Origin of the sequence: Zhongshania aliphaticivorans, assembly GCF_902705855.1 — a bacterium.
GTDB classification, from domain to species: domain Bacteria; phylum Pseudomonadota; class Gammaproteobacteria; order Pseudomonadales; family Spongiibacteraceae; genus Spongiibacter; species Spongiibacter aliphaticivorans_B.
In genome coordinates this window covers 1-26043 of record NZ_CACSIJ010000012.1, presented here as the reverse complement: position 1 = coordinate 26043, position 26043 = coordinate 1, and the positions used below count along the sequence as shown (strand labels likewise).

Sequence of the window (26043 nt, the reverse complement as noted above, 5' to 3'; positions counted from 1 at the left end):
CTGATCGGGAGGGTTTATGGATAAGTTACTTTACATCGGCATGATGGGTGCTAAAAGCACCCAGCAAGCGCAGGCAACTAACGCCAATAACTTGGCGAATGTGAGCACGGCGGGCTTTCGTGGTGACTTTCAAAATTTGCTGTCCCGTCAGGTTGCCGGCCCTGGTATGGAAACCCGTTTTAATCCTGTTCTTGAAGGACAGGCTAGTGATTTTTCTACCGGTGTTGTGACCACCACGGGGCGTGATTTGGATGTCGCTATTCGCGGTGACCAAGGCTGGTTTGCAGTTCAGGCCGCCGACGGTAGCGAAGCTTATTCACGTCGTGGTGACTTTAGAATTAGCGCAGACGGGATGTTATTTAACGGGGCAGGCCAGCCGGTAATGGGGGATGGCGGCCCAGTGGCGATACCTGAACACGAAAGTTTGATGATTGGCGAAGACGGCACCGTTTCCATCGTGCCACTTGGTCAAGGGCCAGAATCTATTGCCACTGTCGATCGAATTCGTTTAGTCGATGCGGCACCGGCAGATCTAGAAAAAGGTAACGACGGTTTAATGCGCATGCGCAATGGCGGCGTGGCGGAAACGTCTGCCGAAATTAGAATTAGCGCGGGTAGTTTAGAGTCGTCAAATGTAAATACGGTAGACGCGATGGTCACCATGATTGCATTGGCAAGACAGTTTGAAATGCAAGTTAAGGTCATGAGTACCGCCGACACAATGGCCGAATCAGGCAGCCGTTTGCTGCGCATGGAATAAGAGGAATTAATTATGAATTCATCACTTTGGGTTGCCAAAACCGGACTCGACGCTCAGCAAACGCGTATGCAGGTGGTCAGTAACAACTTGGCGAACGCCAATACCACCGGCTTTAAACGCGACCGTGCGTCCTTTGAAGATTTGCTATATCAAAATATGCGTCAGGTTGGTGGGCAGACATCACAGCAAACTCGTTCTCCAAGCGGTATGCACGTAGGTACCGGGGTGCGGGTGGTTTCCACTGAAAAGATTTTTGCTCAGGGCACCATGACTCAAACCAATAATTCATTGGATGTAGCGATAAACGGTCGTGGTTTCTTCCAAGTACAAATGCCAGATGGCACTGCGGCATATACTCGCGATGGCTCATTTCAGTTAGATGACCAAGGCCAAATTGTGACCAATACCGGCAATATTGTTGATCCAGGTATTACCGTTCCGCAGGGCGCCTTAAGTGTCACGGTGGGATCAGACGGTGTGGTGAGCGCGGTGCTGGCAGGTAATGCTTCGCCAGTACAGTTGGGTAGCTTTCAGTTGGCCGATTTCGTAAATGCATCTGGCCTGCAAGCACGTGGCGAAAATTTATATATGGAGTCTGCATCCAGTGGTGCGCCGCAAACGGGAACACCGGGGTTGAGCGGCTTAGGCAGTATTCAGCAAGGTGCCTTAGAAGGATCAAATGTTAATGTGGTTGAAGAGTTGGTGAATATGATTGAAACCCAGCGCGCCTACGAAATGAATTCCAAGGCTATCGCGACCAGTGACCAAATGATGCAATACGTAAATAACAATCTCTAATAAATACCCATAAGGCTGATGCTAGCAGGGCAAACGGGACGATTGACATGATCAACACCTCAGTAATAAGTATGCGGCTCGTAAAAACAATTATAGCGCTAACGCTTGTTAGTCTGATGTCGGCCTGTGCCTCAGCACCTCCTAAAGATAAGTCTGCGGATTATGAATCGGCTGCACCGACGGCGGTAACGGAAGACGTTAGTAATATGGGCTCGATTTATCGCTCCGGTTACGGCATGAGCTTGTTTCTTGATCGTCGCGCACGCCAAGTTGGCGACATTATTACGATTAACCTAGAAGAAAAAACCGATGCCTCAAAATCGTCAAGTACCGCAACGGGTAAAGAGAGCAATCTTGCTATCCCCACGGTGACCTTACTTGGTCGTGGTGTAACCCACAACGGCGTCCCCATCGTCAATTCCGGTGTGTCTTCAGATCAAGATTTCTCGGGGCAGGGCACCAGCAGTCAAAGTAATAGTTTGACCGGCAGCATTACCGTTACCGTGTCTGAAGTGCTGCGTAATGGCAGCTTGCGAGTTCGCGGCGAAAAGTGGGTAACCATAAATCAAGGTGAAGAATTTATTCGCATTAAAGGCATTGTGCGCCCAGAAGATATTGGTGCCGACAACGCAGTGCCATCGTACAAAGTGGCTGATGCGCGCATTACCTACAGTGGTAAAGGTGCATTGGCAGACGCAAATTCTATGGGCTGGCTGGGACGTTTGTTTCAGTCTGTACTGTCGCCCTTTTGAGGTTAGCCAATATGCTGGTAATAAATCGCGTTACACATTTTCGCAAAGTACTTGCAGTGGTGGCATTGATGCTTAGTTGCACGATTCCTGCGGCCAATGCCGAGCGAGTTAAAGACTTAGTTAATGTTGCTGGTGTGCGCGAAAACCAATTGGTTGGCTACGGTTTAGTGGTGGGACTAAGTGGCACGGGTGATCAAACCAGCCAAGCTCCATTCACTATTCAGAGTATTCGCAATATGTTGACGGGCTTTGGTGTAAGGGTGCCAGACAACGTTAATCCGCAATTAAAGAATGTAGCTGCAGTGACCGTGCATGCCAGTTTGCCCGCATTCGCTAAGCCCGGTCAAACCATAGACGTGACGGTTTCTTCTATTGGGAACGCGGCTAGTTTGCGCGGTGGCAGCTTGTTAATGGCACCCATGAATGGGGCAGATGGGCAGGTTTATGCGGTTGCTCAGGGCAGTTTGTTAGTGGGTGGTTTGGGTGTGTCTGGTGCCGATGGATCAAGGGTGACGGTAAATATTCCCAGTGCGGGCCGTATTCCCAATGGGGCCATTGTTGAGCGCGCGGCCCCCAGCGTGATGTCAGCTAACGGTGAAATTATGCTGAATCTGAAAAAATCAGATTTTACGACTGCTCGTCGTTTGGCAGAAGAAATTAATTCAAAATTTGGTGAAGGCACGGCAAGCGCGATGGACTCTGCTACGGTAAAAGTTCTAGGGCCAAGCAATGCTGACCGCAGTGTTACATTTATATCTATGCTCGAAGGTCTAGAGATAACGCCGTCTGAAGCGGGCGCAAGGGTAGTGGTTAATTCGCGAACTGGCACCATTGTTATCGGCGGAAATGTGCGGGTTATGCCAGCGGCGGTAAGTCATGGCTCATTAACTGTGTCGATCTCGGAAAGTGTTGAGGTGTCTCAGCCAGGCGCATTTTCTCGTGGCGGCGAAACGGTTGCCGCCCAAAAATCAGATATCGCTGTGCAAGAAAGCGGCTCGCGGATGTTTTTGCTAGACGCTGGCGTGACCTTAGAAGACATCGTAAAGGCAATTAATAATGTGGGGGCCTCGCCAAGTGACTTGGTGGCCATTCTTGAAGCCTTAGATCAGGCTGGCGCTTTGCGCGCTGAGCTTTTGGTTATTTAAAGTCTGATAACAATGGGGGCTTCATGATGGACGTTAAAGCAGCAGGTAATTACCACGACTTCTCGGGCTTAGCGTCATTGCGTCGCGACGCCGAAAGCTCGCCAGAAGAAGCGATTGAGCCGGTTGCCAAGCAGTTTGAAGCGCTATTTTTGCAAATGATGCTAAAGAGCATGCGGGCTGCCGTACCTGAAGGTGGTCTGTTTACTGAAAGTAGTGTCGGCATGTACGAAGAAATGCTCGACAGCCAGTTGTCGGTAACTTTGTCTGGTCAGGGCGGCATAGGCATGGCAGATGCCATCGTAAAACAAATACAAGGCCCCGCTGGTCAAGGTTCAGAATCACTCTCCGACGACGCTATGGCGCTTAGCGGTGAAGGTTTGGCGCTGCGCAATCGCTTGCAGCAACTCGGTGGTATCGAACGCAGTATTCAAGATTTTAGTCTGTCGGCCGATAAGTCCTACAGTAAATAAGGGGTAAGTCATGGGTGATATGTTAGGTAATGCATTGTCGGGACTGATTTCATATCAGCGGGCTTTGGCAACCACCAGTCATAATATTGCCAACGCGGACACCGAGGGTTATAGCCGCCAGAGGGTTGATTTTGCCACTCGTATACCCCAGCAGTCTGGGAGCATCACCGTTGGCTCTGGGGTTAAAGTATCGTCGATAAGTCGCGTATACGACAGCTTTACAGTAGACCAGTTACGTTACTCTCAAGCCGCATTCTCTCAGGCGGATACGTATTATCAACTCACTAGCCAAGTAGATAATACCTTGGCTGACACCGAACTTGGATTAAGCGCCTCGCTATCGCGTTTTTATAATAGCTTGCAGGATGTTGCAGATAATCCCTCGTCAATCTCAGCTCGGCAGCTGATGCTGGCTGAGGCACAGGGCTTGGGTGATCGCTTTGCCGATATGTCATCGCAGATGGCTAGCTTAGATCGTGACGTAAACACTCGTATTACAGCAACTGTAAGTGATATTAATGATCTCAGTGCACAAATTGCAGACATCAATCTAAAAATCAGCAAAACCCAGGGTAAGTTTGGCACGGAAGCAAATGATTTACTGGACATGCGCGATCAAGCATTACTGCAGCTTAACGAGCTTGTAGGTACCACCTCGGTAGAGCAAAGCGACGGCAGCATAAGCGTATTTGTTGGCAATGGCGAAGCGTTAGTGCTGGGGGATCGGGCAATCTCAATGCGTGCAGTGGCGAATGAATTTGATCCAAGCCGTATAGAAGTCGCCATCGATCTTGGCGGTAACCCCGCTGTGATTAGCGATAGTTTGCGCGGTGGTAGCTTGGGCGGCACCTTAAATTTTCGAGACGGTGTGCTTAGCGATACCAACAATGAATTGGGCCGCCTTACCGTGGCTATAGCCGATACCCTAAATAGTCTTAATCGCTCCGGAATGGATTTAAACGGCGTGCAGGGGGGGGATATATTTTCAGTTCCAGATCCAGATGTGTATCGGAGTAAGAATAATAGTAGTAATGCTCAATTTAATGCTGAGGTAACTGACGTGTCGGCGCTGACCGGCAGTAATACCCTTATTCGCTTAGATGGCAGCGGCTGGCGATTCTATGACGAAAGCAGCGGCGCTGAGCTTACATCGGTTACTGGTAGTGGTAGTGCAATAGATCCGTTTATTGTTGACGGGGTGTCGTTGAGTTTGACTTCCGCTGCGGCGGTCGGTGACCAGTTTTTACTGCGTTCTACCAAAGGCGCGGCGGACGAATTAAATGTCGTGATGACTGACCCAGCGGGTATCGCGGCAGCGGCGGCAACTCGTAGCTCTACTGATTTAAATAATATTGGTTCGGGACAAATATCAGAAACCGATGTGGTTGATAGTAATAACCCTAATTTACTAGATCCAATAGATGTTCAATTCTTATCGGCAACGACGTACCAGATAAATGGTGCGGGGAGTTATAGCTTTACATCTGGGGCCGATATTACGATCAACGGTAATAAAGTTGTTATTAGTGGTTCTCCAGTAGCAGGAGATCAATTTAGTATTACTGCAAACACCAATGCGATCGGTGACAACCGAAACTTGTTAAAAATGGCTGCTGCAGAAAGCAGTAAAGTACTCAATGGTGGCAGTGCTAGTATTCAAGATACTGTGAATGGTTTAGTTGGTGATATTGCTGTAGCCACGCGCAGTGCGCAGATCAACTACCAGTCACAAGAAAATTTGTTGAATCAAACGCTGAGTAATCATCAGTCTGTCTCTGGTGTTAATTTAGATGAAGAAGCTGCTAATTTATTAAAATTTCAACAGGCATATCAAGCCGCGGCGCAGGCCGCCAGTGTGGCAAATGATTTATTTCAGGCTTTAATGGGCGCGTTTCGCTAAATAGTTAGCGTGGCGACCATAAGTAAATACAGGCGTAGATAATTGAGAGCGATGAAATGAGAATCTCAAGTAGTCAAATGTACAGTAATAGTCTGACTAGCATGCTAAATCAGCAAGCTAAACTGGCAACAACTCAGCAACAACTGTCGACAGGACAGCGTCTATTAACGCCTTCTGACGACCCTGTTGGAGCAGTGCGTAGCCTTGAGTTAAATCGTGCCCAAGATCAAACTACACAGTATTTGCGTAATGCCGATTTACTAGATAGTCGCCTTCGCTTAGAAGAGGGTGTTGTCGATAGTAGTATAGATGTAGTCCAGCGTATTCGTGAGCTGACTATTCAAGCTAACAATGATTCTCAGGGTAACGAATCGCGCCTATCAATCGCCTCGGAATTGCGTCAGCAATTAGAGAATTTAGTGAGCTACGCTAATACCAAAGATAGTAGCGGCCATTTTATTTTTGCGGGTTATCAAGAAGACGTTGCACCATTCTCTAAAACCACAAACGGCTATACTTATAACGGCGATGATGGTCGGCGAGAGTTGCAAATTGGACCCTCACGTCGGATGGCCGATGGTGATCCAGGCTCAGAGGTCTTCATGGGGATGCTTAATGGCAATGGTAAGTTTATTGCCAGCGCCGCAAGTGCCAATGCCGGAACGGGGATTATCAGCGCTGGCAGCGTGGCGGATGTACAAGCGTTTAATCACGACAATGTCACGATTCGGTTTAGTAGTACTAGCCAATACGACATTGTTGATGACGGCGGCGCGATAATTGATAGTGGAGACTACCTAAGCGGTGGCGATATTCTTGTTGGCGGAATGGCGGTTAGCATAAAAGGGAACCCCGCTGCTGGAGACGAATTTGCACTGGCGCCGTCAGGTCGACAAGATATATTCTCAATGGTTGAAGCTCTCGCCCAATCTTTAGAAACTCCGCGCAACGATCAAACCCAGCGAGCGGCACAACACAACGAGATAAATACGGCCCTTAGCGGCTTTGATCGAGCCTTAGATCATTTAATTCAAATCCAATCGAATATCGGTTCAAGAATGGAATCGTTGCAACGCCAAGTCGATATTAACGATGGCGCGAGTCTGCAAATATCCGAAAACCTAAGTATGATTAATGATTTAGATTATGCTGAAGCCATCTCTCGGTTTAGCCAGCAGCAAACGGCATTGCAGGCTGCGCAGCAAGCGTTTGCTAAAACTCAGGGCTTGTCGTTGTTTAATTACATATAAACAGGGAGTGGTGACGGTCCATTAGATCTGGCGACGCTGGCGCTTTAGGCTTTTGATTTTCGGCTATTTAAATTAGGGATGGCCACGTCGGGACTTTCTTCGAGTTAATACCATATATACCCTCATCGTTGCTTACACTAAAACCTCTAGGTGTATCTTCATAAGTATCCGTTTTGGAATTCAGTGCGGTGCTGAATTTCTTAAAAGTGGTATATTACTCATATCTTTTGCCATGGCTGCTGGCCGTCATCTGCTACGATTTTGAGTAGTATATGGTGTCGGGTATTGCGTGGGGCGGAATAATTTTTATCGACTGTCAGTTCAACGCTTTCTTGGCGGTATATGTAATACGGTGTTTATGCGCTTATCTGTTTGTGGTCTATTTCTTATCCTTGGGTCTTTGGCTTTTTCTGTGCGTGCAGAGACAGACTGGGTGTCCTTTGCTTTTGATAATGATTTTTTTGTGGGTAGCGACGGCGGCTATACCAATGGACTGTATTTGTCTCTCTACGATACAGGAAATGACGGGCGGCATCCTAAGGCCACATGGTTGTTGAGGCCATTAATGTGGACTATTTCTGACGAGCATTTTAGTAGTGCAGTTAGCATTCTCTCGGTGGGGCAGTCGATGATAACGCCTCAAAATATATCAGAACCGAACCCTCCAGAAGACGAACTGCCATACTCTGGCTTGCTTTTTGTCAATAGTAGCTACCTGTTGTTCGCAGATAAGTATGTGGAAAAAGTAAGTACGTCTCTCGGCTTCGTTGGGCCTCTTTCTATGGCAGAGAATTCGCAGAAAGTCATTCATAAATTATTGTCATCAGATCAGCCGCAAGGCTGGGATACTCAGATTAAGAATGAATTAGTATTTCAATTTGACCGAGGCAGGGCGAGGCGCTTATGGGTGGCTGATAGTATGGATTGGGATTTTATCGCCACCAATGAGATTAATATAGGAACAATTTCCAGCGGAATAAATCTTGGCGGTTTTCTTCGTTACGGAACACAGCTGGCGAGCTCATATGGCACAACGCTACTAGATAGTGCGAGAATTACAAATCCACGGGCAATTGGTGTCGGTTGGAATCTATATCTCGGCTTAAACTTGGAATATATATTCAATCAAATCTATACCGATGGAAACACCTTTCGTGATAGTCGTTCTATAAAGTATGAACATAGTAGGTTGGGAGCTACCGTTGGCGTTCGCTATTCCCTACAACGATATTCTTTAACTTTTGCCTTGAGCGACCTAGATATAGTGAACAGTGAACTGCAGGATTTGACGCAGTTTGGACGTTTAACCTTTGCCTATAAGTTGTAGAAGGCGCTATTTGCCGTTAAGTTCAGATGCTTAATACCGACTCAAATGCGTACATCTACTTACTAAATAAACTTAAAGATCTTCCTTGAAACTCCGTTATATGGGGTGAAAGCAAAATACAGCCATTTAGGCTGGTGCTTAATCAAAGACACTTGTCTTTATACCGCATAGAGTGGAAAGGAGATTTACCATGGCACTAAGCATCAATACCAATGTTGCGTCACTGAATGCACAGCGTAATTTGCAAAAGTCGCAAGAAACATTGAACACTTCACTGCAGCGCCTTTCTACTGGCCTGCGTATTAATAGCGCGAAAGATGACGCCGCAGGTTTGGCGATCTCTACGCGCTTCACAACCCAAATTAATGGTTTAAACCAGGCGGTACGTAACGCTAACGATGGTATCTCACTAGCGCAAACCGGTGAGTCTGCATTAGATGAAATGACCAACAACCTACAGCGTATTCGTGAGTTGGCGGTACAGTCAGCTAACGCGACTAACTCTGATTCTGACCGCAACGCACTTGATGCGGAAGTTCAGCAACGTTTGTCTGAGATTGATCGTATTTCTTCACAGACTTCATTTAACGGTCGTAAGATCTTAGATGGTTCGTTTGGTAATGCCCAGTTCCAGATTGGTGCCAATGTAGGCGAGACAATTAGTCTTGACCTCTCTTCTAGCACGCGTCTTGACTCAGTGGGTGCAACGGCATCGGCGACGTCAGTAAGTTTGGCTGGCAGCGATGAGGTTGCAGCTACATCAGGCTCATTTACCTTTGATGCGAGCAGTATGTTGGTTGACTTAAGCGGCACTGATGGTATCGAGGTCTCATTTACAGATGGGACAGAAGATAACACCGCGGCATTAAATGCAGATTATACTGGCGATATAGATGCGTTAGTGAGTGATTTGTCGACAGGTTTAGGGGCTGATTTTGTAGTCACAAACGATGGCAATAATGTCACCGTTACTAGTGCTCTGACTGGTGCTGGTACTGAAGTCTCAAACTCTGGTTATGATATTGATCCAGATACTGTTGCTGACTCTACAACAGCACCAGCGACCTTTCCTGCTGGTGGTGTTGGAACAGATGGTACTGATCTGACAGCCGCTGTGGCAGGAGGTTTGACGGTTGACGGTGACTTTAGCATTGCAATTGGTGACGCTGACGCGGTGGCGGTTGCCGATGGTACCTACGCATCTACTGAAGAGCTTGTGACAGCGATTAATACTGCGCTTGGTAGCAACGGCACCGCCGAAGCAAACGAAGACGGTACTTTTAGCATCTACGCTAATGAGGCAGTCACCTTTACAGGTACTGCGGCCACAACAACTGCGGGGCTAACTGACGCTGCTGTATCAGGTAGCTTGTCTGGCAGTAGTGTACTGACGGTCGCTGACTCAAACGACATGATTCGTCGGATTGATTCGGCACTGACCACAGTTAGTGATCGTCGTAGTGACTTTGGTGCGATTCAAAACCGCTTCGAGTCTACGATTACTAACTTACAGACAATCTCTGAGAACTTGTCTGCATCACGTGGTCGGATTCTAGACGCTGACTTTGCCGCGGAAACCGCAAACCTGACGAAGGCGCAGATTCTCCAGCAGGCTGGTACTGCCATCCTCGCTCAGGCTAACTCGCTTCCACAGGCTGCCTTAAGTCTGCTGCAATAAGCTAAAACCCGAATAATCCTGCGCTTTAGGGCGCAGGATTATTCGGCCCTAAAAGGGAGTTAAAGGGAGAGACTTAAGGGCCAAATGGCCCTATTTGTGTTTTCCGAATGGCTGTTTGAAAGGGTGATAGGTTGAATTATGGACATAAATGTAAACGTACAGACATCTGCCGGGGGTCTTGCTAAGACCGTTGTCGGAACAGTAAGCGGCATTCATGGTCAGGCGTTGGCTGCTGGTTCTGCGACCGGCAATGCCTTGCCTCAGCAGACGAATTATGCCGCGAGATTGCCGGTGTCGTTAGATCAAAAAGTAAGCGCGGTGCAGTTTTCGAAACCGAGTTCCGGTAGCGAATTAAGCCGACTTGCTGCTGCATTGGTTACTGAACTGGGTACGCCAGGGAATATTGAGCGCACCGAACAAGCCGTCGCAAAACTAAATGAAATACTTAAAGATCGTGAGCGAGACCTTGAGTTTTCGGTGGATGAAGACACGGGACGAACTGTTTTAAAAGTCATTCACGCTGAGTCAGGCGAGGTGATTAGACAAATACCACCAGAAGAATTATTGAATATTGCGCGGGTCTTTATTGAAGGAACCGGCAGTTTGATTGAGGATCAAGCCTAATTGGCGCGATACCTGCATTGTTGTGAGAATAGGCAGAGCTTGTTATCAAAAATAGTATTTTTGGCTCTTAATTGATACGTTTTATATTTTAACCGGCTGCGTAGTAAAAGAGGTTAAATCTTATTGCTGCTGTAGCGCTAGGGAATTGATATGGCATCTGTAACCGCGTCAGGAATTGGTTCTGGGCTTGATATTAATAGTATCGTGTCGCAATTGGTTGCCGCCGAACGCAGCCCCGTGGAAACGCGATTAAATTCTAAAGAATCGCTTATTCAGGCGAGGCTTTCTGCATTTGGATCACTGAAATCCTCGTTAACTAATTTTCAGTCTAGCCTTAGTACGCTCAAGAATGCAGATACATTTTCTAAACATACGACGACGGTATCCGATTCCACCATATTTTCCGCTAGCTCTACAACGAGTGCTTCTGCAGGGAGCTATTCTGTTCAGGTCGAGCAGCTTGCGTCTGGCCATAAAATTGCGTCTCAAGCATATGCAGACAGTGATACCAGTGTCGGGAGTGGTGAACTGACGGTGAGCGTGAATGGCGAGGCGTTTTCTATCACCCTTGCTGAAGGCGAAGACTCCTTAATAGCTATACGAGATGCCATTAATTCGGCAGAGGATAATAGTGGTGTCAGTGCCTCTATTGTTAATGATCAAGATGGTGCTCATTTGGTGTTTTCTGCAACGGAGACGGGTGTCGAAAATGCCATTAACATCAGCGTCGTTAATGGTGCATCGGGTAACCTTAGTCAGCTAGCCTTTGATACCGGATTGGAAAATCAGCTGAGTAGTATGGTGGAAAAGACCGAGGCTTTGGACTCAATAGTGATTGTGGATGGTTTCACTCAAACTAGTTCAACCAATAAAGTTGACGATATGATTGAGGGCGTCTCGTTTAACTTACTTAAGGCATCACCAGGTGATGTATTTAGCTTAAATATCACCCAAGATACTGGGGTCGTTAAAAAAGCAGTTGAAAGTTTTGTGAAGAACTACAACTCCCTAATGACCACGATTAACGATTTGACTGCTTATGACCCCGAGGCAAATACAGCGGGTTTGCTTCAGGGCGACTCTGCGATGCGAAGTGTTGCAAACCGTTTGCGCCAAGAAATGGGGACGATTGTTGGTGGTTTGGGTAGTGAGCTAGCTTCTCTAGCTGAAATTGGTGTGACGACGGGTGATAAAGGTAAGCTAGTCATTGATTCGAGTAAATTGGATGACATTATCGATTCGGATTTTGAGGATCTAAGCGGAATTTTTTCTGGAGAGAACGGCTATGCCACTCGCCTAGACACCCTGATCGGCGATCTCACAAGTAGTAATGGGGTATTAGCAAATCGTACCGATGGTTTGTCGAGTCAGGTGGATCGTATTGCCAGCCAGCGTGAAGCCTTAGATTTGCGAATTGCGAGTATTGAGGCGCGATATCAAGCTCAGTTTAGTGCCTTAGATAGTTTGCTGGGCCAGTTAAATGCCACGGGTGATTTTCTTAGTCAGCAGTTAGCCAACTTACCTGGTTCAGTTTATAAAGATTCTTAATTTCACGGCTATATACGTATAAGTACGCGGATAAAACGCTAAAGAAAAACGCCGAAAAGTCGTCAATTAGGATAAGCAAAGGGGCTTATCAAGAGGAAATAATATGAGCTATTCAGCAGGTAGGGCGACTCAAGCATATGCATCAGTAGGTGCACAATCTATGGTGTCGGCGGCGAGTCCACACCGCTTAATTCAGCTTTTAATGGATGGCGCGCTTGATCGTCTCGCAATCGCTAAGGGGCATATGCAACGCCGTGATGTGCCGCAAAAGGTTAACGCGGTAAATAGAACAATGTCGATAATTGATGGTTTGCGGATGAGTTTAGATCACAATATTGATCCCGCAATGAGTGATAACCTAGAAAACTTGTATGATTATATGAATCGGCGTCTTTTACTGGCAAACATAAATAATGATATTGCCGGTATAGATGAGGTTTCATCACTATTGCGCGAGCTAAAAGAAGCATGGGATGCGATACCTGATGGTCTTCAGAGTGAGAAAGCGATGAGTAACGGTTTGGCTTCATTAACGATGTAAGAATGGCGTTGTGCTGGATTCAGTTTTGCTCTGCCTGCGGCGCGCAGGTTGCGGGTGGAGCAACTTCAAAGGTGGATAATGAATAATATTGAAAATATCTCGACCGCACTTACTGTCAGGCAGCAGAGTTTGCAGGCCTTGCTTATGCTTACTGAGCAGATTCGTGAGCTGGCTGAACAAAACGATTGGGCTGGGGCGCTTAGCGAGCAGCGTCGTCGCCGTTCAATGATTGATAAATTTTTTGCAATGCCCTGCAGTCCGGCTGAGAGTAGTGCCGTTGCTAGTGCAATTGAGAGCATGCTGCTGGTAGATAAAGACGTGACCGACATGTTGTATCGCCAGCGTGGCACCTTGTCGCAGGAAGCGAATCAGTCTTGCCGTAATATTCGCAATGTAGATCGCTATTTAAGCAACAGCTCGGTGTAAAACATTCCCACGCATGTATTGCGTTTATCGATAAGTAGGCTGTATGCCATGAGTAAATGGCCTCATCTCCGCTACATTCCCCTGCACGATCTTCTTGCTGAAAAATAGTAACCTAGGACATTCCCGTATACCCATCACCGCCATTTTTTTTGCATCATAGCAGCACTGGCAATGCATTCATCACTTTACGCATTGTTTCGAGCCCCATTTACAGACGTTTCGGGTGCTATTTTCATTGAACGAGTGGACCTTCAATGCAGCAGAATAATAAATTGATCTCTGATGGTTACGATCTGATTGCCAAGAAGACGATGGAGTCACCAGCGATGCGCGATCTTGATGAATTGATTTCTCAGGTATCGACATTCGACACCTTAGTGCTTATTCGCGGTGAATCTGGTAGTGGTAAAGAGGTTGTGGCCCGCCGTATTCACGACTCATCGCCACGTGCTACCAAAGCCTTTGTTCCCGTGAACTGCGGTGCCATTCCTGCCGATCTACTTGAGAGCGAGCTGTTTGGCCATGAGAAAGGCGCGTTTACCGGGGCTATTGCGACCCGTCAGGGGCGCTTTGAATTGGCTGAAGGCGGTACCTTATTTTTAGACGAAATCGGCGATATGAGTTTGCCGATGCAGGTTAAATTGTTGCGAGTCTTACAAGAGCGTTGTTTTGAACGTGTTGGCAGTAACGAGACAAAACGTTGCAATGTTCGCATATTGGCGGCAACGCATCGCAATCTTGAAGAAATGGTTAAAGAGGGTACTTTCCGCGAAGATCTATTTTATCGCCTAGATGTATTTCCTATCGAAGTTCCAGCGCTACGTGAGCACACGGAAGATGTGGCGACCTTGATGTCGATCTTTATGGAAAAGCTTGAAGCCAAAGGTATGCGCACGCCACGTTTTTCTGCCAGCGCTATGCGGGCCTTAAAGCTTTACGGTTGGCCGGGTAATATTCGCGAACTTGAAAACTTGATGGAGCGCCTCGCTATTACTCATAGCGGTAAGCTGGTGAGTATGAATGATCTGCCGAAACAATTTCGCACTATGGGTGTAGTTGATCTCGATGCCGACGAAGAGCGTGAAGATCAAGATGCACTGATGACCTCATTACTAGCCCGTCCTTCTCATGAAGAAGACTCTGAGGTGGTATTTTCGGTCGAGTCTAGCAATGGCAAGCCACCACTCCCCGCAGACGGCATCGATTTGAAATCGTATCTGCAAGATATTGAACAGTGGTTTATTTCTGAAGCACTTCGCAAAGAAGATGGGGTAATAACCCGCGCGGCCCAGTTGCTCGGATTGCAACGTACAACATTGGCAGAAAAAATGAAGAAGCTTGGCGTATTGTAATACTAGTAAGCCAATTAAAATAATAATAACCCTTAGCCAAATATAGACGCTTTGTGCAAAGCAGACGTAATTTCTTCTCTTACCTTATTTTCGTAATTTTATACGCATAATTCTACGGTATGCAAAAACTGTTTGCAGAATTCTTCGCGTATTAAAATTAATATCATTATTTTGTATAAGAAAAAAATATTATTTTCAGAATTTATAAATCTCTAAAAATACACCCGCCAAAAAACCGTCATAACATCTTTTTTGTTTTGTAAGGTGTTGTATTTTAAGGGTTATTTTTAATGGCATGGCGATTGCTTTACTGTTCGTAGGTAATAATTAAGAGTCTACGGTTATGAACAGAGACAACAACAAGAACGGTAATTTTGATGCGGCTTTAAGTAGTCGCTATTTAGATCTCTGTCATCAAGAAGTAATTTATGCCACACAACGGCTATCTGCCGAACTATTGGTCGCAAAGAGTATGGCTGCGAATAATGTTGTGGTTGTTGGAGGTCGTAAAAATGGCTGATTTGATAGTGGCTGATAAGGCATCGAAATCGGTTAGGGAATTAGCCGCTCGAGTGGCAAAGACCGAGGCCACAGTATTGATTAGTGGTAAAAGCGGCGCAGGTAAAGAGGTGTACGCTCGTTATATTCATGCAGAGTCAAGTCGAGCTGATGGGCCATTCATTGCCCTGAACTGTGCTGCTATTCCAGAAAACATGCTAGAGGCAATGTTGTTTGGTTATGAGAAGGGTGCGTTTACCGGCGCTATTAATAGTCATACGGGTAAGTTTGAACAGGCGCAGGGCGGCACCTTATTACTAGACGAAATTTCTGAGATGGATCTTGGTCTGCAAAGTAAATTGTTGCGAGTATTGCAAGAGCGTGAATTGGAGCGCTTGGGTAGTCGCAAGACATTGAAACTGGATGTCCGGGTAATTGCTACCAGTAATCGCGATGTTCGCGCTGCGGTACGTGACGGCGATTTCCGCGAAGATTTGTTTTACCGTTTGAATGTTTTCCCCTTGTTTATTCCCAGTCTTGCGGATCGTCGTGGCGATATTATTCCCTTGGCGCAGTATTTTCTAAGTCGCGACAGTAGTGTGATCGATCCCGCTGCGATGTTAAGCGAAGACGCCGTGAATAAGCTGCTCGGCTACGCGTGGCCAGGTAATGTACGAGAGCTAGATAATGTGATTCAGCGCGCGTTGATACTTCGTCAGCAAGACCACATTACTGATCGCGATATTCAGTTTGAAACCGGCTTGAGTTTTATCAGTGATTATGACGAGTGCTATAGCATGGACGCGCCACGATCTAGCGTTGAAGATCATATCTCTACTGACAGTAGTGGTGTGCTTAATGGTTATATGCGAGATCAGGAGCGTCGAGTGATCAGCGATGCACTTAGAGCTGGTCGGTCGAAAAAAGAAGCAGCCGAAATCCTCGGTATTAGTCCACGTACTTTGCGTTACAAATTGGCGCGTCTACGTGAACAAAGTTATATCGCAGGTTAAGGAGACGAATGATGTCGGATATGAAAGTAGATCAGATTCTCACCCAAATTCGCTCGCTCCGCGACCAGACGGCGATTGCACGGCCAGAAGGCGATGTTAATAGCCTTGGCGCAATTAATGTTGGTGCTACGCCGAAAGTCGATTTTGGTTCGATGCTTAAGCAGTCTATTGATGCGGTTAATGAAACTCAGAAAAATGCAGGTGCCATGTCGGCAGCGTTCGAACGTGGTGATGACAACGTTAGTTTGACGCAGGTGATGGTTAATCTGCAAAAGTCTGAAGTTAGTTTTAAAGCCATGGTAGAAGTGCGGAATAAGTTTGTGGATGCCTATCAAGAAGTGATGAGGATGTCGATGTAATGGCAGCGATTAGCGTAAGAGAAATGCCGGAGAATCATCATGGCTGAAACCAAAGCAAATCCGACCGCCAATTTATTGGCTCAGCTGGCGAGTAACGATGTACTACGTCAATTGTTGATACTGGTGGGAATCGCGGCGAGTGTTGCCGTAGGTGTCGCAGCAGTGATGTGGTCGCAAGGTAGCGACTTCCGTACCTTATACGCCAATGTGGAACCGCAGCGCGCAGCCGGTGTAGTGGACGCACTTACCGCTGCGGGTATCCCTTATAAGATTCAAGACAGTACTGGCTCTATCATGGTGCCATCAAAGCAACTGCACGATGCCCGCATAAAACTGGCCGGTCAGGGGGTGATGCGTGACGGTTCAGGTATGGCGATGTTAGAGCAGGAGCAAGGTTTTGGCGTGAGTGAATTCATGCAGTCTAAGAAATTTCACTATGCCTTAGAGCAAGAGCTAGCACGAACAATTGAAAGTATGCATCAAGTTCGCAAAGCCCGAGTTCACTTGGCGATTCCTAAACAATCGGTATTTGTGCGTGACCGCAAGGCTGCCAGTGCATCAATTATGTTGGATGTTTTTCCTGGTAGCGTAATTGATAAGCAAAACGTTGGTGCGATTGTGAATTTGGTCGCGTCTAGTATTAGCGGTTTAGCGCCGGAGCAAGTCACGGTGGTTGACCAACAGGGGCAGCAGTTGTCGTATCAAGGTGAGAAGGATGATTTAGGCCTTAGTTCTCGCCAATTTACGTATCGTCAACGTATCGAAGAGTCATATCAACAAAGTATTGAGGAATTACTTGGGCCCTTAGCAGATGCGGGGCAGGTCCGAGTTAAAGTTGCGGCGGACATCGATTTTTCGAGTGTAGAAGAAAGTCGTGAAAGCTGGAGTCCAGACAGCAAGGTTGTACGCAGCGAGCAAATAAATGAGCAGACCGGAGGCAATGTAAATGCCAATGCCAGCGGTATTCCGGGTGCCTTAAGTAATCAGCCGCCAGGTGCTGCCGCCACGACGGAAGACGCCAAAACAGAAGCTGGCAATCGATCTATTGTGCGTAATTATGAGATAGAGCGGATCTTAAATCACTCATCTACACCGACGGGTATGGTGCGTCGTCTCTCGGTCGCTGTTGTCGTGGCTAATCGTCAACGTACCGATGAACAGGGTAACGCTGCCACTGTCGAGGTGTCGCCGGTAGAGCTTGAGAAATTGAATTTGTTAGTACGTGATGCGATTGGTTTTGACGCGGCGCGCGGTGATCGAGTCACCGTGGTATCTGCCGATTTCAGACCGGTAGAAAGTGCCGAGATGGACATGAGCGAACCTGCATTCTGGGAGCTACCGTGGTTTGCAAATTTGGTTAAGCAATCTCTGGTTGGAATTGGGGTGTTATTTATTATTTTTGCGATTTTGCGCCCAGGCATGCGCAGCCTAATGCAAGCTCAAGTTAATGGCGCGCAGGCAGCGCCACGTGCGCTGCCTGATGGTAGTACAGACGGAGTGAGTGGCGAGGTCTTACACCCAGCTATTGCGGCGCTAGGTGCACCGCCAATGGCCGGACGTATGGGTTTTGAAGACAAGATGACCGAGGTGCGCTCAGTGGTGGACGAGAATCCGCAACGAGTTGCTCAAGTAATGAAAAAATGGGTGGCAGAAGAAAATGGCAAATCCTGAAATGGCGAGTAACTCCGGCGGTAATGGAAGCGAGAAGGCGGCTTTATTTTTACTGATGCTGGGCGAGGAGCAGGCGTCTAAAGTATTGAAGTTTGTAGAGCCTTACGAGGTAGAGCGAATTGGAACGGCAATGGCGTCTATCCGCAGTGTAGACAATCGCTTGGCGGAGGCCGTGGTTGACGATTTTCGTAGTGCATTGCATCAAGAAACATCGCTGGGTGTTGGGGTGCAGGGTTATGTTCGCAAATTGTTTACCTCAACTTTGGGTGATCAAAAAGGCACAACCTTGGCGGATCGGGTTTTAGGTGATGAAGAAACTCAAGAAATGAGTTCGCTGCGTTGGTTAGAGCCAGAAGCCTTGCTGCATATGCTGCAAGATGAACATCCACAGATTATTGCTATTACCATGGCGCATATGGATCAGGCTCAGGCGGTGGCAGTACTCAAGCAAATGCCACCCGCATTGCAAGACGACATTGTATTGCGCATAGCGAATATGAAAACTATTCCGCAATCTGCCATGCGTCAGTTGCAGGCCGTTCTCAAGAAAAAGTTGTCAGTCACGGCGACGTTTAAAAATCGCAAAATCGACGGGGCTATGACGGTCGCCGGTATTATGAATGGCCTCGACCCAGACTCCGAAACGCGGATACTAGAGGCGGTCGCTAAAGAAAATCAAACCCTGTCTGAACGCATACAAGATCTTATGTTCGTGTTTGGTAATCTCGTGAATATTCCTGACAAAGGCATACAGCTACTGCTGCGTGAAGTCGGCTCAGACGTATTGCCGCTGGCGCTCAAGGGTGCAGACGAGCAGGTAAAAGAAAAAATAATGGGCAATATGTCTAAGCGCGCCCGAGAAATGCTCATAGAAGATATGGACTCACGTGGTCCTATGAAACTTAGCGATGTTGAAGCCGCACAGAAAGATATTTTGGCAGTGGCGAGAAAATTGGCAGACGCCGGTCAGATTGATTTAGGTCGTGGCGATGATGACTACGTATAAAGTTTGAAAAAAGTTTTAACGCGAAAGTCGCAATAAGAGGTGGTCATGGCAGATGTGTTTCAGGTCTTTAATCCCCGGGTAATTTCAGACGAGCTTATCGCGGCGGAACCAGAGCTGCTTAAATCTAGTGAGGCGCCTGCCTATAAAAGCTGGGTGCCGCCGCGAGTCAGCAATGCAGTGGCTAATCAATCGACCCCCAAAAACGATACATCAGTCCAAAGCGAGTTAGCGAACGAACTGGCACTTGCCCGTGAAAATGCGAAAAACGAAGGCTATCAGCAAGGCTTGGCCGAGGGGCAGGCTGAGGCTACGCGAATTCTTGCTGAGCAAAGCCAGCAGTTGCAATTGGCGATGGCAGCTTTGCGTGAGCCTAAGCAATGGATTGATACCGAGTTAGAGAGAGAGTTGTTTTCGATGACATTGAGCTTGTCTCGTCAACTTTTACGACACGAATTAAGCGTTAGGCCGGAGTTAATAGAAAATTTAGTACACCAAGCTATAGAGGCCTTGCCTGTGAGTAGTGGTGACTTAAATATCTATCTTAACCCTGCTGATGTAGAGGTATTACGGAACTTGGCCGAAGAACGGGGAGAAGCCATCGATTCCTCTTGGGTGTTACTGGAAGACCAGGCAGTTAGCCGTGGTGGCTGTCGGATCAGCAATGATTGCTCCAGAATTGACGAAGAACTAGAAACACGTATGCAGCGTATTACCGCCGAAATGCTCGGTGAGCAGTCTGAATTGTCGTCTACGTAATAGTAGACGGTATACCTAGCTCACCATAATAAAGAGAAGCGAATGACACCATCTGACCATAGTCCTTTAACCGCTAAGTTCGCCCAGTATCGTCAGCGCCTTAGTGGATCAGACCGCCCTGTTGTTGAAGGACAATTAAAACGTGTGGTAGGGACTATGTTAGAGGCGGTGGGTTGTAAAGCGCCGGTAGGCGGCTATTGCTTGGTTGAGGCGGCTGATGGCGAGTGGTTAGAAACCGAAGTAGTTGGCTTCGCAACAGATAAAATTCTGCTCATGCCTACCGGAGAATTGCGTGGTGTTATGCCTAACGCCCGTGTGATACCCATTGCGAAAGGCTCAGATTTTCCTGTTGGCGACGGCCTGTTAGGTCGGGTTTTAGACGGCGCCGCAAAACCGCTTGATGGGCGCGGCCCCTTGCAGTGCAGCGAAACCCGATCTATTTCTGGAGTGCCGATAAACCCTTTATTACGGCAGCCAATTCGCGAGCCATTAGATGTTGGTGTTCGCTCAATAAATTCATTATTAACCGTTGGTCGCGGTCAGCGCCTTGGCTTATTCGCGGGCAGCGGCGTTGGTAAGAGTGTTTTGCTAGGTATGATGACGCGCTTTACCGAAGCCGATGTTGTGGTTGTGGCCTTAATTGGCGAGCGTGGTCGTGAAGTAAAAGAGTTTATAGATAGTATTCTTGGTACGGAAGATATGAAGCGAGCGGTAGTGATTGCCACTCCAGCCGATCACCCGCCACTTATGCGGATGCGCGGTGCGTGGTTGGCAACATCGGTGGCTGAGCACTTCCGAGATCAGGGTAAGCAGGTGTTACTACTTATGGATTCTCTTACCCGTTTCGCTCAAGCTCAACGTGAGGTTGCACTGGCTACCGGTGAGCCACCCGCTACCAAGGGTTATCCGCCATCGGTATTTGCGCGCTTGCCAGCATTGGTAGAACGAGCGGGTAACGGTGCCGCAGGTGGCGGCTCAATTACCGCATTTTATACCGTACTTGCAGAAGGCGATGATCAGAACGATCCGATTGTGGATTCAGCCAGAGCAATCTTAGATGGACATGTGGTGTTGTCACGCGCACTTGCCGATGCAGGGCACTTTCCGGCGATAGATATTGAGCGATCAGTGAGCCGCGCAATGAATGATGTGACAGACAAAAGCCATCAAGATCAGGTTCGCCACTTTCGGCAGATGTATTCTTTATATCAGCAGAATAAAGACTTGATCACGATAGGTGCCTACCAGCGTGGTAGCGATGCACGCTTAGATGAGGCGGTATCGGTATGGCCAAAAATGGTGAAGTTTTTGCAGCAGCCTTATGACGAGTCAGAAGGCTTTGATAGTTCTTTAGATCAGTTAAATGTGTTGCTAGAAGAATAAGGCAACGACTTAAAATTTTCGCTTAGGTTTTCACGAGGTTTGACAATGAAAAAATCCAAACGCATGCAAACCGTCAATAGTCTTGCGGAACGAGAAGAGCAGGAACAAGCTAATAAATTCGCGAAAAGTCAGCAGCATTGCGAAGCCCAACAACAAAAATTAGCAGAATTAAAACAATATTATCAAGAATACGCTGATGCCAGCCGCAAGGTGAGCGGTGAATATTTAGATATCAGTCGTCTGCAGGAATCTCGCGCTTTTATGGCCAAATTGTCTACTGCGATATCTCAGCAAAGCGAAATTATACGCAAGGCTGAATTACTCATGAATGAGGCCCGCAAGCATTGGATGGACAGTCGTCGGCGCGCCATGAGTATGCAAAAACTCACCGAGCGTTATCTTCATCAAGAATTGTGTCAGGCAGAAGCAACGGAGCAACGCTTAGCCGATGACCTAAGTAGCCAACGCTTTGTTTGGTCTATGCGACAAAGTAATGCAATGGCATAAACATTGCTCATAGTTATTATTGAAGAATTAAAATCATCGTGTAATAGCAGAAGAATTTTTAAAAATTCCTCAAAAGGTCATTGTATTCATTGACCTTAATGACATTACTTGACGTAGGAAATAGGTCATCAATCATGCAGAACGGTATTAGTCCGGCCTTGCCAAAAATGGATGCTGGCGCGAAAGTGAATCAAAGCACTGTTGCTGGCGGCTCCGGTAGCGCTAGAGCTGATGGTGAGGCTCAGGCAGATACACCCTTCAATACGCTGCTTGGCACCGCGCAACGTGCTGTAGCGATAGATTATATGGGGGTGATTGATGCCTCGACTAATGATCAACTTAGCGCTGATATAGATATATTTTCTGATTCGCTAGCCGACGTGGGATTTAGCGGAAAGAATGCGCGTATAAGCGGCGAGGAATTGCCGCTTATAGATGAAAATGTAAATGAGGCTTCTCTGTTACAAGACGGCGATGAAAGCGAAGTACTTGTTACTTGGCAGCAGTCGCAAATTGACTGGTCTAGAAAATCGACTTTGCTTGGTTCGTCGCCTTTACCAAGTAGCGGGGCGCTTGTGACTCCGTTGAATACTCAAGCTGGCATTGGAGATGGCGTTGGCATTGATGTTCAAGCGGGTGATGAAACAGGGGATATGCCCCCATCTTTGTTAGCCAGCAATGATAAAAATGCAGAAGCGAAATTACAGGCGAATACCGTGGCCACAACGGCTGGAGATTTAGCGAAACCGACGACAGGGTTCGCCACCGCAATGCAGCTTAGTGCTGTTGTGGCTCCTACAGTTAAGACCGCGAGTCAGTCGCTTGAGCTTGTGACAGAGGCTGAAACTGGCTTGGAGTTTTCTGCTAGCTCACAACTAAAGGCGTCAGACAATGCTGCGCCAAAAGCACCGGTGACATTCGCCGTGACTCAAAATGCCCTGACTGATCCGGCCTGGACTCAGGCAATGTCTGCCCGAATTTCATGGATGGCGGGCAGTGGTGTACACACGGCCACCATGCAGCTTCACCCAGCGGAGTTGGGCAGCATCCATGTCCAATTATCGGTAGACGGTGATAGTACCTCGGTGCAAATACAGGCCCAGAATAAAGACACGTCCGAATTAGTAGAGAAAATGATGCCGCGCTTGCATAGCGGTATGGAAAATCAAGGCTTGAAGTTGGAAGAAGTAAAGGTTACTCACAACCCAAACTTAAATGATGGTTCTGCGGCAAATAACGGTCAGCAGTTTGCTGGGCAATCTGCCGAAGAGCGCGCAAACGCCAATAATAATGGCCGTGGAAATACAGCTCAAAACAACATCGACACTAACGGGGCTGCTGATGATGAGCAGGCTTTAACTGCAAGCATTTCGGTGAATGGTAGTGGTGTGGATTATTATGCGTAGGGCTTTTTTGAGTCGGGTGTCGGAAGTCTGACGCTTGCCTGTCTCCGAGCCTAGGTTTTTACTTTTAAACGCTCCACGCTCCACGCTCCACGCTCCACGCTCCACGCTCCACGCTCCACGCTCCACGCTCCACGCTCCACGCTCCACGCTCCCTCGTCTGTAGATTAACCCATAGCATGGCAGTTTTTTGATAATTGGCGGGCAGTCGTAATACGAAACCTAATGAAAGCCTTAGGTTTTTATGTATGCTCAATGTTCATATCACTCCTACCTATTCAGGTCGCGAAATTACAAGCCTTAAAGAAAGGTAGTTGATATTTTACATTTTTCGCTCACCGTGACATTGTTAGCGTCAATGGATTGAATCATAATGAAAAAAGGAATTTTGATTATATCTTAGCCATCAGGCTATAGTGCTCAGCGGTCATTTGGGTAAATATCTTAAATCCACAAACGATGTTCGAGCAGGAAAGCTTGGATAGGAGACTGTTCGCTTAGAAATGGGTTATTTAGGGATGATTAAATATGAACTGTGTTACTAAATTTTTGTACTGTTCCTCTATTGTATTACTGACGGCTTGCGGTGGAGGCTCAAGCTCAGGCGATTCGTCTGAGCCCGGAGGCAATAACAATCCAGTTATTACCAAAACTGGCGTTTTTATTGATGCTCCGGTTGCAGGCTTGGATTTCAGTACTCCAACAAAAAGTGGCAAAACTAACTCAAATGGAGAATTCGAGTATGTTGAAGGTGAGAAAATAACCTTCACCCTTTTTGGTCAAGCCTTTGATGCCGTAGATGGTTCAAGCATAATAACTCCTTTTGACTTTATCGAAGATAACGATAACCAAGATAAAGCGATTAATATTGTTCGTACCCTCATGGCGGCAGACACTGATGGTGATCTGACTACTATCAACCTGCCTGACGTCACGGCCACCTTAAATTTCAATCAAAGCGCTGACGATTTTGGCAATGACGCAGATGTAAATTCATTCGTGCAGTTAAACTCTAATGGTGGTCTACCTACTGTTGCGCAAGCAACTGCTCATGTTGAAATATCTTTTGCTGGCGAAGAGTTCGACGGTTCCGAGAAAGATCTTGCTGGAACAGAAGTCTATGCGCGTATAAAAAGTAGTCGATGCCCAGATGCAGATCTTTACGCAACTTATAGCTTCTCTAATGGGAGCGTGACTATCGTGGGACCTGAATCCGTTGATGACTTTTGTGTCGTTCAAAACCAAAACCAAGTTTTAAGTGTAGCCAATTTCATGTCGCGCCCTGGCAATCCGCTGAGATGTGGGGACACGGAATGCAGCTTTGCCGAACTGAATCGAACCTATGAGGATGGGGAGTATTCGATTACGATCAAACATCCTATGGGAAGTGAATATGCCACGGCATTTGTAAATAATGCAGGGGTTACTAGTTACTACATGGCGTTTGAAGACTATCGCGTTGAGCTTGCTGGAGAAAAGGCTGATATGGTTATTACTGCCAGCTATTGTACGGAGGATGATGCTGCGGGGTATGTATTGACCTTTAGGGAGAATGATTTCGTGCAAGTTGGAACTGACACCATACACGCAGGCACTTGTGAGCAGGGACGGTCCGAGACGAATACCTACACTTATGCCCAGCAATCCACGGAAGGCGATTCGAGCTTCCCGTGCCCAGGGTTTCCTTCTTGCACAGCCAAAGATTTGAATCGATACGATAGTGGCGTTGATAGAGACAATCGGCAATTCACTATGACTCGTCTCCATTATCCAGGTTCGAACAGCTTTTCAAACGAAGCAACAAAAGCTGGAACTGTTTGGAAAACGACAGTGACTATTCGTGATTGAATCGGAATCACTCTCTAAGGCAGGAGCGGCATTATGCCGGTCTTGCCTTGCAACTCTCTTACACCACTGGAGCCTTTAACAGGATCGCCAGTATCTGGTTACTGCATGTCCCGCAGCCATCGGCCATATACAGGTGCTGGTGGCTATATCTTTTGATTCGACTTGTTGATGGTTCCTTGGGCAACTGCAACTGTGCGTTCACCGTCGTCGCCAATTGCAATGACACTGGCAAACTGCCTGGGTTTTACCCGAAGACAATACCGTAGCTTTAGCCACTAGTTTTTCTCCCAGAGCGGGGCGTAGGCAATTGATCTTGTACTCGGAAGTAACTGAATCACCTAAAACAGAACCACCCGCATATGTTAATGCGTTGTCGGCAAGGTAGCTGACAACACCGCCATGAACGAACCCGTGTTGCTGTTTCAACTCATCACGCACAAGCAGCGTAAGCAGCTGTACCCGGTGCAAATATTTCAAGCTCAGTACCGAGCATGGCGCTGAAAGGCTGACTCGCCAATATTGTCTTCCCAAACTCAAACAAGTCACTCATGATTTGCAGGCCCTATAGAACAGTAAATTTAAATGCGTTGCGTTTTATAACTCGTGTACATAGTGAGCCTAAGCCTTAAGGTGCTTGAGCAGAATTCTATTTGAATCAGGGGGGAGATAAGTCTGACATGATCTCGTTATTTGTGTGCATCCTGCATTCTATGTGGAATACCTAGGCTCTGAGCATAGTCATATATCAATAAAAATCAATTGCTTGACGGAATCTCTCCAGAATTTGTGAACGCAATGCTGCTGAATGTGAGTTTGACCGATTCAGCGATTGACGTTTTACCCTTATTACGAGCTATAGCTAAAACCCCTTTAGTAACGGGGAGGCGTACCGAGAAAACTTTACTTTTTGCCTGCACATGGCTCAACTTCTCTGTCAAATTAGGGGTTAATCCAAACACCCGACACCCGNCACCCGNCACNCNNNACCCNTCACACGAGACCCTAGACACGCCGTGAGTAAGGGGAGT

At 47.2% G+C, this 26043-nt stretch carries 25 protein-coding genes; 24 read left to right on the top strand and 1 reads right to left on the bottom strand.

The window, feature by feature from the left end:
- Window positions 1-16: 16 nt before the first annotated feature.
- The 24 genes from GVJ32_RS07180 (at window position 17) to GVJ32_RS07065 (ending at window position 25015) form a co-directional block, all read left to right on the top strand.
- Window positions 17-760, top strand: coding sequence for a flagellar basal body rod protein FlgF (locus GVJ32_RS07180; RefSeq protein WP_159239383.1), 744 nt, complete (start codon window positions 17-19; stop codon window positions 758-760).
- 12 nt (window positions 761-772) lie between these two features.
- On the top strand, window positions 773-1558 hold the full coding sequence (flgG, locus tag GVJ32_RS07175; RefSeq protein WP_159239382.1) for a flagellar basal-body rod protein FlgG: 786 nt from the start codon (window positions 773-775) through the stop codon (window positions 1556-1558).
- 47 nt (window positions 1559-1605) lie between these two features.
- Window positions 1606-2310 (top strand): flagellar basal body L-ring protein FlgH, encoded by a 705-nt coding sequence (flgH, locus tag GVJ32_RS07170; RefSeq protein ID WP_159239381.1) that lies wholly within the window; start codon window positions 1606-1608, stop codon window positions 2308-2310.
- 11 nt (window positions 2311-2321) lie between these two features.
- A complete protein-coding gene (locus tag GVJ32_RS07165) occupies window positions 2322-3455 on the top strand; it encodes a flagellar basal body P-ring protein FlgI (protein WP_159239380.1) in 1134 nt (377 codons plus the stop codon).
- Window positions 3456-3478: 23 nt separating this feature from the next.
- Complete coding sequence (locus GVJ32_RS07160; protein WP_159239379.1) at window positions 3479-3925, top strand: rod-binding protein; 447 nt, start codon at window positions 3479-3481, stop codon at window positions 3923-3925.
- A gap of 10 nt (window positions 3926-3935) precedes the next feature.
- Window positions 3936-5825 (top strand): flagellar hook-associated protein FlgK, encoded by a 1890-nt coding sequence (flgK, locus tag GVJ32_RS07155; RefSeq protein WP_159239378.1) that lies wholly within the window; start codon window positions 3936-3938, stop codon window positions 5823-5825.
- A 56-nt stretch (window positions 5826-5881) separates the two neighbouring features.
- Window positions 5882-7075 carry a flagellar hook-associated protein FlgL gene (gene flgL, locus GVJ32_RS07150; protein ID WP_159239377.1) on the top strand — a complete coding sequence of 398 codons (1194 nt, stop codon included), beginning with the start codon at window positions 5882-5884 and terminating at the stop codon, window positions 7073-7075.
- Window positions 7076-7433: 358 nt separating this feature from the next.
- Window positions 7434-8402, top strand: a complete 969-nt coding sequence (locus tag GVJ32_RS07145; protein WP_159239376.1) for a lipid A deacylase LpxR family protein — start codon at window positions 7434-7436, stop codon at window positions 8400-8402.
- Between the two features lie 190 nt (window positions 8403-8592).
- Window positions 8593-10080 (top strand): flagellin, encoded by a 1488-nt coding sequence (locus GVJ32_RS07140; RefSeq protein ID WP_159239375.1) that lies wholly within the window; start codon window positions 8593-8595, stop codon window positions 10078-10080.
- Window positions 10081-10218: 138 nt separating this feature from the next.
- On the top strand, window positions 10219-10704 hold the full coding sequence (locus tag GVJ32_RS07135) for a flagellar protein FlaG (RefSeq protein ID WP_159239374.1): 486 nt from the start codon (window positions 10219-10221) through the stop codon (window positions 10702-10704).
- 150 nt (window positions 10705-10854) lie between these two features.
- A complete protein-coding gene (gene fliD, locus GVJ32_RS07130; protein ID WP_159239373.1) occupies window positions 10855-12252 on the top strand; it encodes a flagellar filament capping protein FliD in 1398 nt (465 codons plus the stop codon).
- A gap of 103 nt (window positions 12253-12355) precedes the next feature.
- Window positions 12356-12793 (top strand): flagellar export chaperone FliS, encoded by a 438-nt coding sequence (fliS, locus tag GVJ32_RS07125; protein ID WP_159239372.1) that lies wholly within the window; start codon window positions 12356-12358, stop codon window positions 12791-12793.
- A gap of 78 nt (window positions 12794-12871) precedes the next feature.
- Window positions 12872-13219, top strand: a complete 348-nt coding sequence (locus GVJ32_RS07120) for a flagellar protein FliT (RefSeq protein ID WP_159239371.1) — start codon at window positions 12872-12874, stop codon at window positions 13217-13219.
- Window positions 13220-13473: 254 nt separating this feature from the next.
- Complete coding sequence (locus GVJ32_RS07115) at window positions 13474-14571, top strand: sigma-54 interaction domain-containing protein (protein ID WP_235035081.1); 1098 nt, start codon at window positions 13474-13476, stop codon at window positions 14569-14571.
- 343 nt (window positions 14572-14914) lie between these two features.
- Complete coding sequence (locus GVJ32_RS07110; RefSeq protein ID WP_159239370.1) at window positions 14915-15091, top strand: hypothetical protein; 177 nt, start codon at window positions 14915-14917, stop codon at window positions 15089-15091.
- Complete coding sequence (locus tag GVJ32_RS07105; protein WP_159239369.1) at window positions 15084-16082, top strand: sigma-54 interaction domain-containing protein; 999 nt, start codon at window positions 15084-15086, stop codon at window positions 16080-16082. Before GVJ32_RS07110 ends, GVJ32_RS07105 begins: the two co-directional genes overlap by 8 nt.
- An 11-nt stretch (window positions 16083-16093) precedes the next feature.
- Complete coding sequence (gene fliE, locus GVJ32_RS07100; protein ID WP_159239368.1) at window positions 16094-16441, top strand: flagellar hook-basal body complex protein FliE; 348 nt, start codon at window positions 16094-16096, stop codon at window positions 16439-16441.
- Between the two features lie 39 nt (window positions 16442-16480).
- Window positions 16481-18112: a flagellar basal-body MS-ring/collar protein FliF gene (gene fliF, locus GVJ32_RS07095; protein ID WP_159239367.1), complete on the top strand. Its 1632-nt coding sequence runs from the start codon at window positions 16481-16483 to the stop codon at window positions 18110-18112.
- A complete protein-coding gene (gene fliG / locus GVJ32_RS07090) occupies window positions 18099-19118 on the top strand; it encodes a flagellar motor switch protein FliG (RefSeq protein ID WP_159239366.1) in 1020 nt (339 codons plus the stop codon). The genes fliF and fliG overlap by 14 nt, the downstream gene beginning before the upstream one ends.
- Before the next feature lie 45 nt (window positions 19119-19163).
- Entirely contained in the window at window positions 19164-19874 is a 711-nt protein-coding gene (locus GVJ32_RS07085) for a FliH/SctL family protein (protein ID WP_159239365.1), read from the top strand.
- Between the two features lie 42 nt (window positions 19875-19916).
- Complete coding sequence (gene fliI, locus GVJ32_RS07080) at window positions 19917-21257, top strand: flagellar protein export ATPase FliI (RefSeq protein ID WP_159239364.1); 1341 nt, start codon at window positions 19917-19919, stop codon at window positions 21255-21257.
- Window positions 21258-21302: 45 nt separating this feature from the next.
- Window positions 21303-21764, top strand: a complete 462-nt coding sequence (gene fliJ, locus GVJ32_RS07075) for a flagellar export protein FliJ (protein ID WP_159239363.1) — start codon at window positions 21303-21305, stop codon at window positions 21762-21764.
- 134 nt (window positions 21765-21898) lie between these two features.
- A complete protein-coding gene (locus GVJ32_RS07070) occupies window positions 21899-23170 on the top strand; it encodes a flagellar hook-length control protein FliK (protein ID WP_159239362.1) in 1272 nt (423 codons plus the stop codon).
- 525 nt (window positions 23171-23695) lie between these two features.
- Window positions 23696-25015 carry a hypothetical protein gene (locus GVJ32_RS07065; RefSeq protein ID WP_159239361.1) on the top strand — a complete coding sequence of 440 codons (1320 nt, stop codon included), beginning with the start codon at window positions 23696-23698 and terminating at the stop codon, window positions 25013-25015.
- A 198-nt stretch (window positions 25016-25213) separates the two neighbouring features.
- Here GVJ32_RS07065 and GVJ32_RS18460 read toward each other — a convergent pair whose 3' ends face one another.
- The gene (locus GVJ32_RS18460) at window positions 25214-25453 is read right to left on the bottom strand and encodes a PaaI family thioesterase (RefSeq protein WP_353652900.1); all 240 of its coding nucleotides are present in this window, start codon (window positions 25451-25453) and stop codon (window positions 25214-25216) included.
- Window positions 25454-26043 lie beyond the last annotated feature (590 nt).

Bases quoted from the DNA above. Each gene is read 5' to 3' on its own strand.
- fliG (WP_159239366.1), top strand. From the start codon at position 18,099: ATGGCAAATCCTGAAATGGCGAGTAACTCCGGCGGTAATGGAAGCGAG.
- flgK (WP_159239378.1), top strand. From the start codon at position 3,936: ATGGGTGATATGTTAGGTAATGCATTGTCGGGACTGATTTCATATCAG.
- flgL (WP_159239377.1), top strand. From the start codon at position 5,882: ATGAGAATCTCAAGTAGTCAAATGTACAGTAATAGTCTGACTAGCATG.
- fliF (WP_159239367.1), top strand. From the start codon at position 16,481: ATGGCTGAAACCAAAGCAAATCCGACCGCCAATTTATTGGCTCAGCTG.
- fliI (WP_159239364.1), top strand. From the start codon at position 19,917: ATGACACCATCTGACCATAGTCCTTTAACCGCTAAGTTCGCCCAGTAT.
- GVJ32_RS07115 (WP_235035081.1), top strand. From the start codon at position 13,474: ATGCAGCAGAATAATAAATTGATCTCTGATGGTTACGATCTGATTGCC.
- fliS (WP_159239372.1), top strand. From the start codon at position 12,356: ATGAGCTATTCAGCAGGTAGGGCGACTCAAGCATATGCATCAGTAGGT.
- GVJ32_RS07110 (WP_159239370.1), top strand. From the start codon at position 14,915: ATGAACAGAGACAACAACAAGAACGGTAATTTTGATGCGGCTTTAAGT.
- GVJ32_RS07160 (WP_159239379.1), top strand. From the start codon at position 3,479: ATGATGGACGTTAAAGCAGCAGGTAATTACCACGACTTCTCGGGCTTA.
- GVJ32_RS07135 (WP_159239374.1), top strand. From the start codon at position 10,219: ATGGACATAAATGTAAACGTACAGACATCTGCCGGGGGTCTTGCTAAG.
- fliJ (WP_159239363.1), top strand. From the start codon at position 21,303: ATGAAAAAATCCAAACGCATGCAAACCGTCAATAGTCTTGCGGAACGA.
- GVJ32_RS07070 (WP_159239362.1), top strand. From the start codon at position 21,899: ATGCAGAACGGTATTAGTCCGGCCTTGCCAAAAATGGATGCTGGCGCG.
- flgG (WP_159239382.1), top strand. From the start codon at position 773: ATGAATTCATCACTTTGGGTTGCCAAAACCGGACTCGACGCTCAGCAA.
- GVJ32_RS07165 (WP_159239380.1), top strand. From the start codon at position 2,322: ATGCTGGTAATAAATCGCGTTACACATTTTCGCAAAGTACTTGCAGTG.
- GVJ32_RS07120 (WP_159239371.1), top strand. From the start codon at position 12,872: ATGAATAATATTGAAAATATCTCGACCGCACTTACTGTCAGGCAGCAG.
- GVJ32_RS07085 (WP_159239365.1), top strand. From the start codon at position 19,164: ATGGCAGATGTGTTTCAGGTCTTTAATCCCCGGGTAATTTCAGACGAG.
- fliD (WP_159239373.1), top strand. From the start codon at position 10,855: ATGGCATCTGTAACCGCGTCAGGAATTGGTTCTGGGCTTGATATTAAT.
- flgH (WP_159239381.1), top strand. From the start codon at position 1,606: ATGATCAACACCTCAGTAATAAGTATGCGGCTCGTAAAAACAATTATA.
- GVJ32_RS07145 (WP_159239376.1), top strand. From the start codon at position 7,434: ATGCGCTTATCTGTTTGTGGTCTATTTCTTATCCTTGGGTCTTTGGCT.
- fliE (WP_159239368.1), top strand. From the start codon at position 16,094: ATGTCGGATATGAAAGTAGATCAGATTCTCACCCAAATTCGCTCGCTC.
- GVJ32_RS07180 (WP_159239383.1), top strand. From the start codon at position 17: ATGGATAAGTTACTTTACATCGGCATGATGGGTGCTAAAAGCACCCAG.
- GVJ32_RS07140 (WP_159239375.1), top strand. From the start codon at position 8,593: ATGGCACTAAGCATCAATACCAATGTTGCGTCACTGAATGCACAGCGT.
- GVJ32_RS07105 (WP_159239369.1), top strand. From the start codon at position 15,084: ATGGCTGATTTGATAGTGGCTGATAAGGCATCGAAATCGGTTAGGGAA.
- GVJ32_RS07065 (WP_159239361.1), top strand. From the start codon at position 23,696: ATGAACTGTGTTACTAAATTTTTGTACTGTTCCTCTATTGTATTACTG.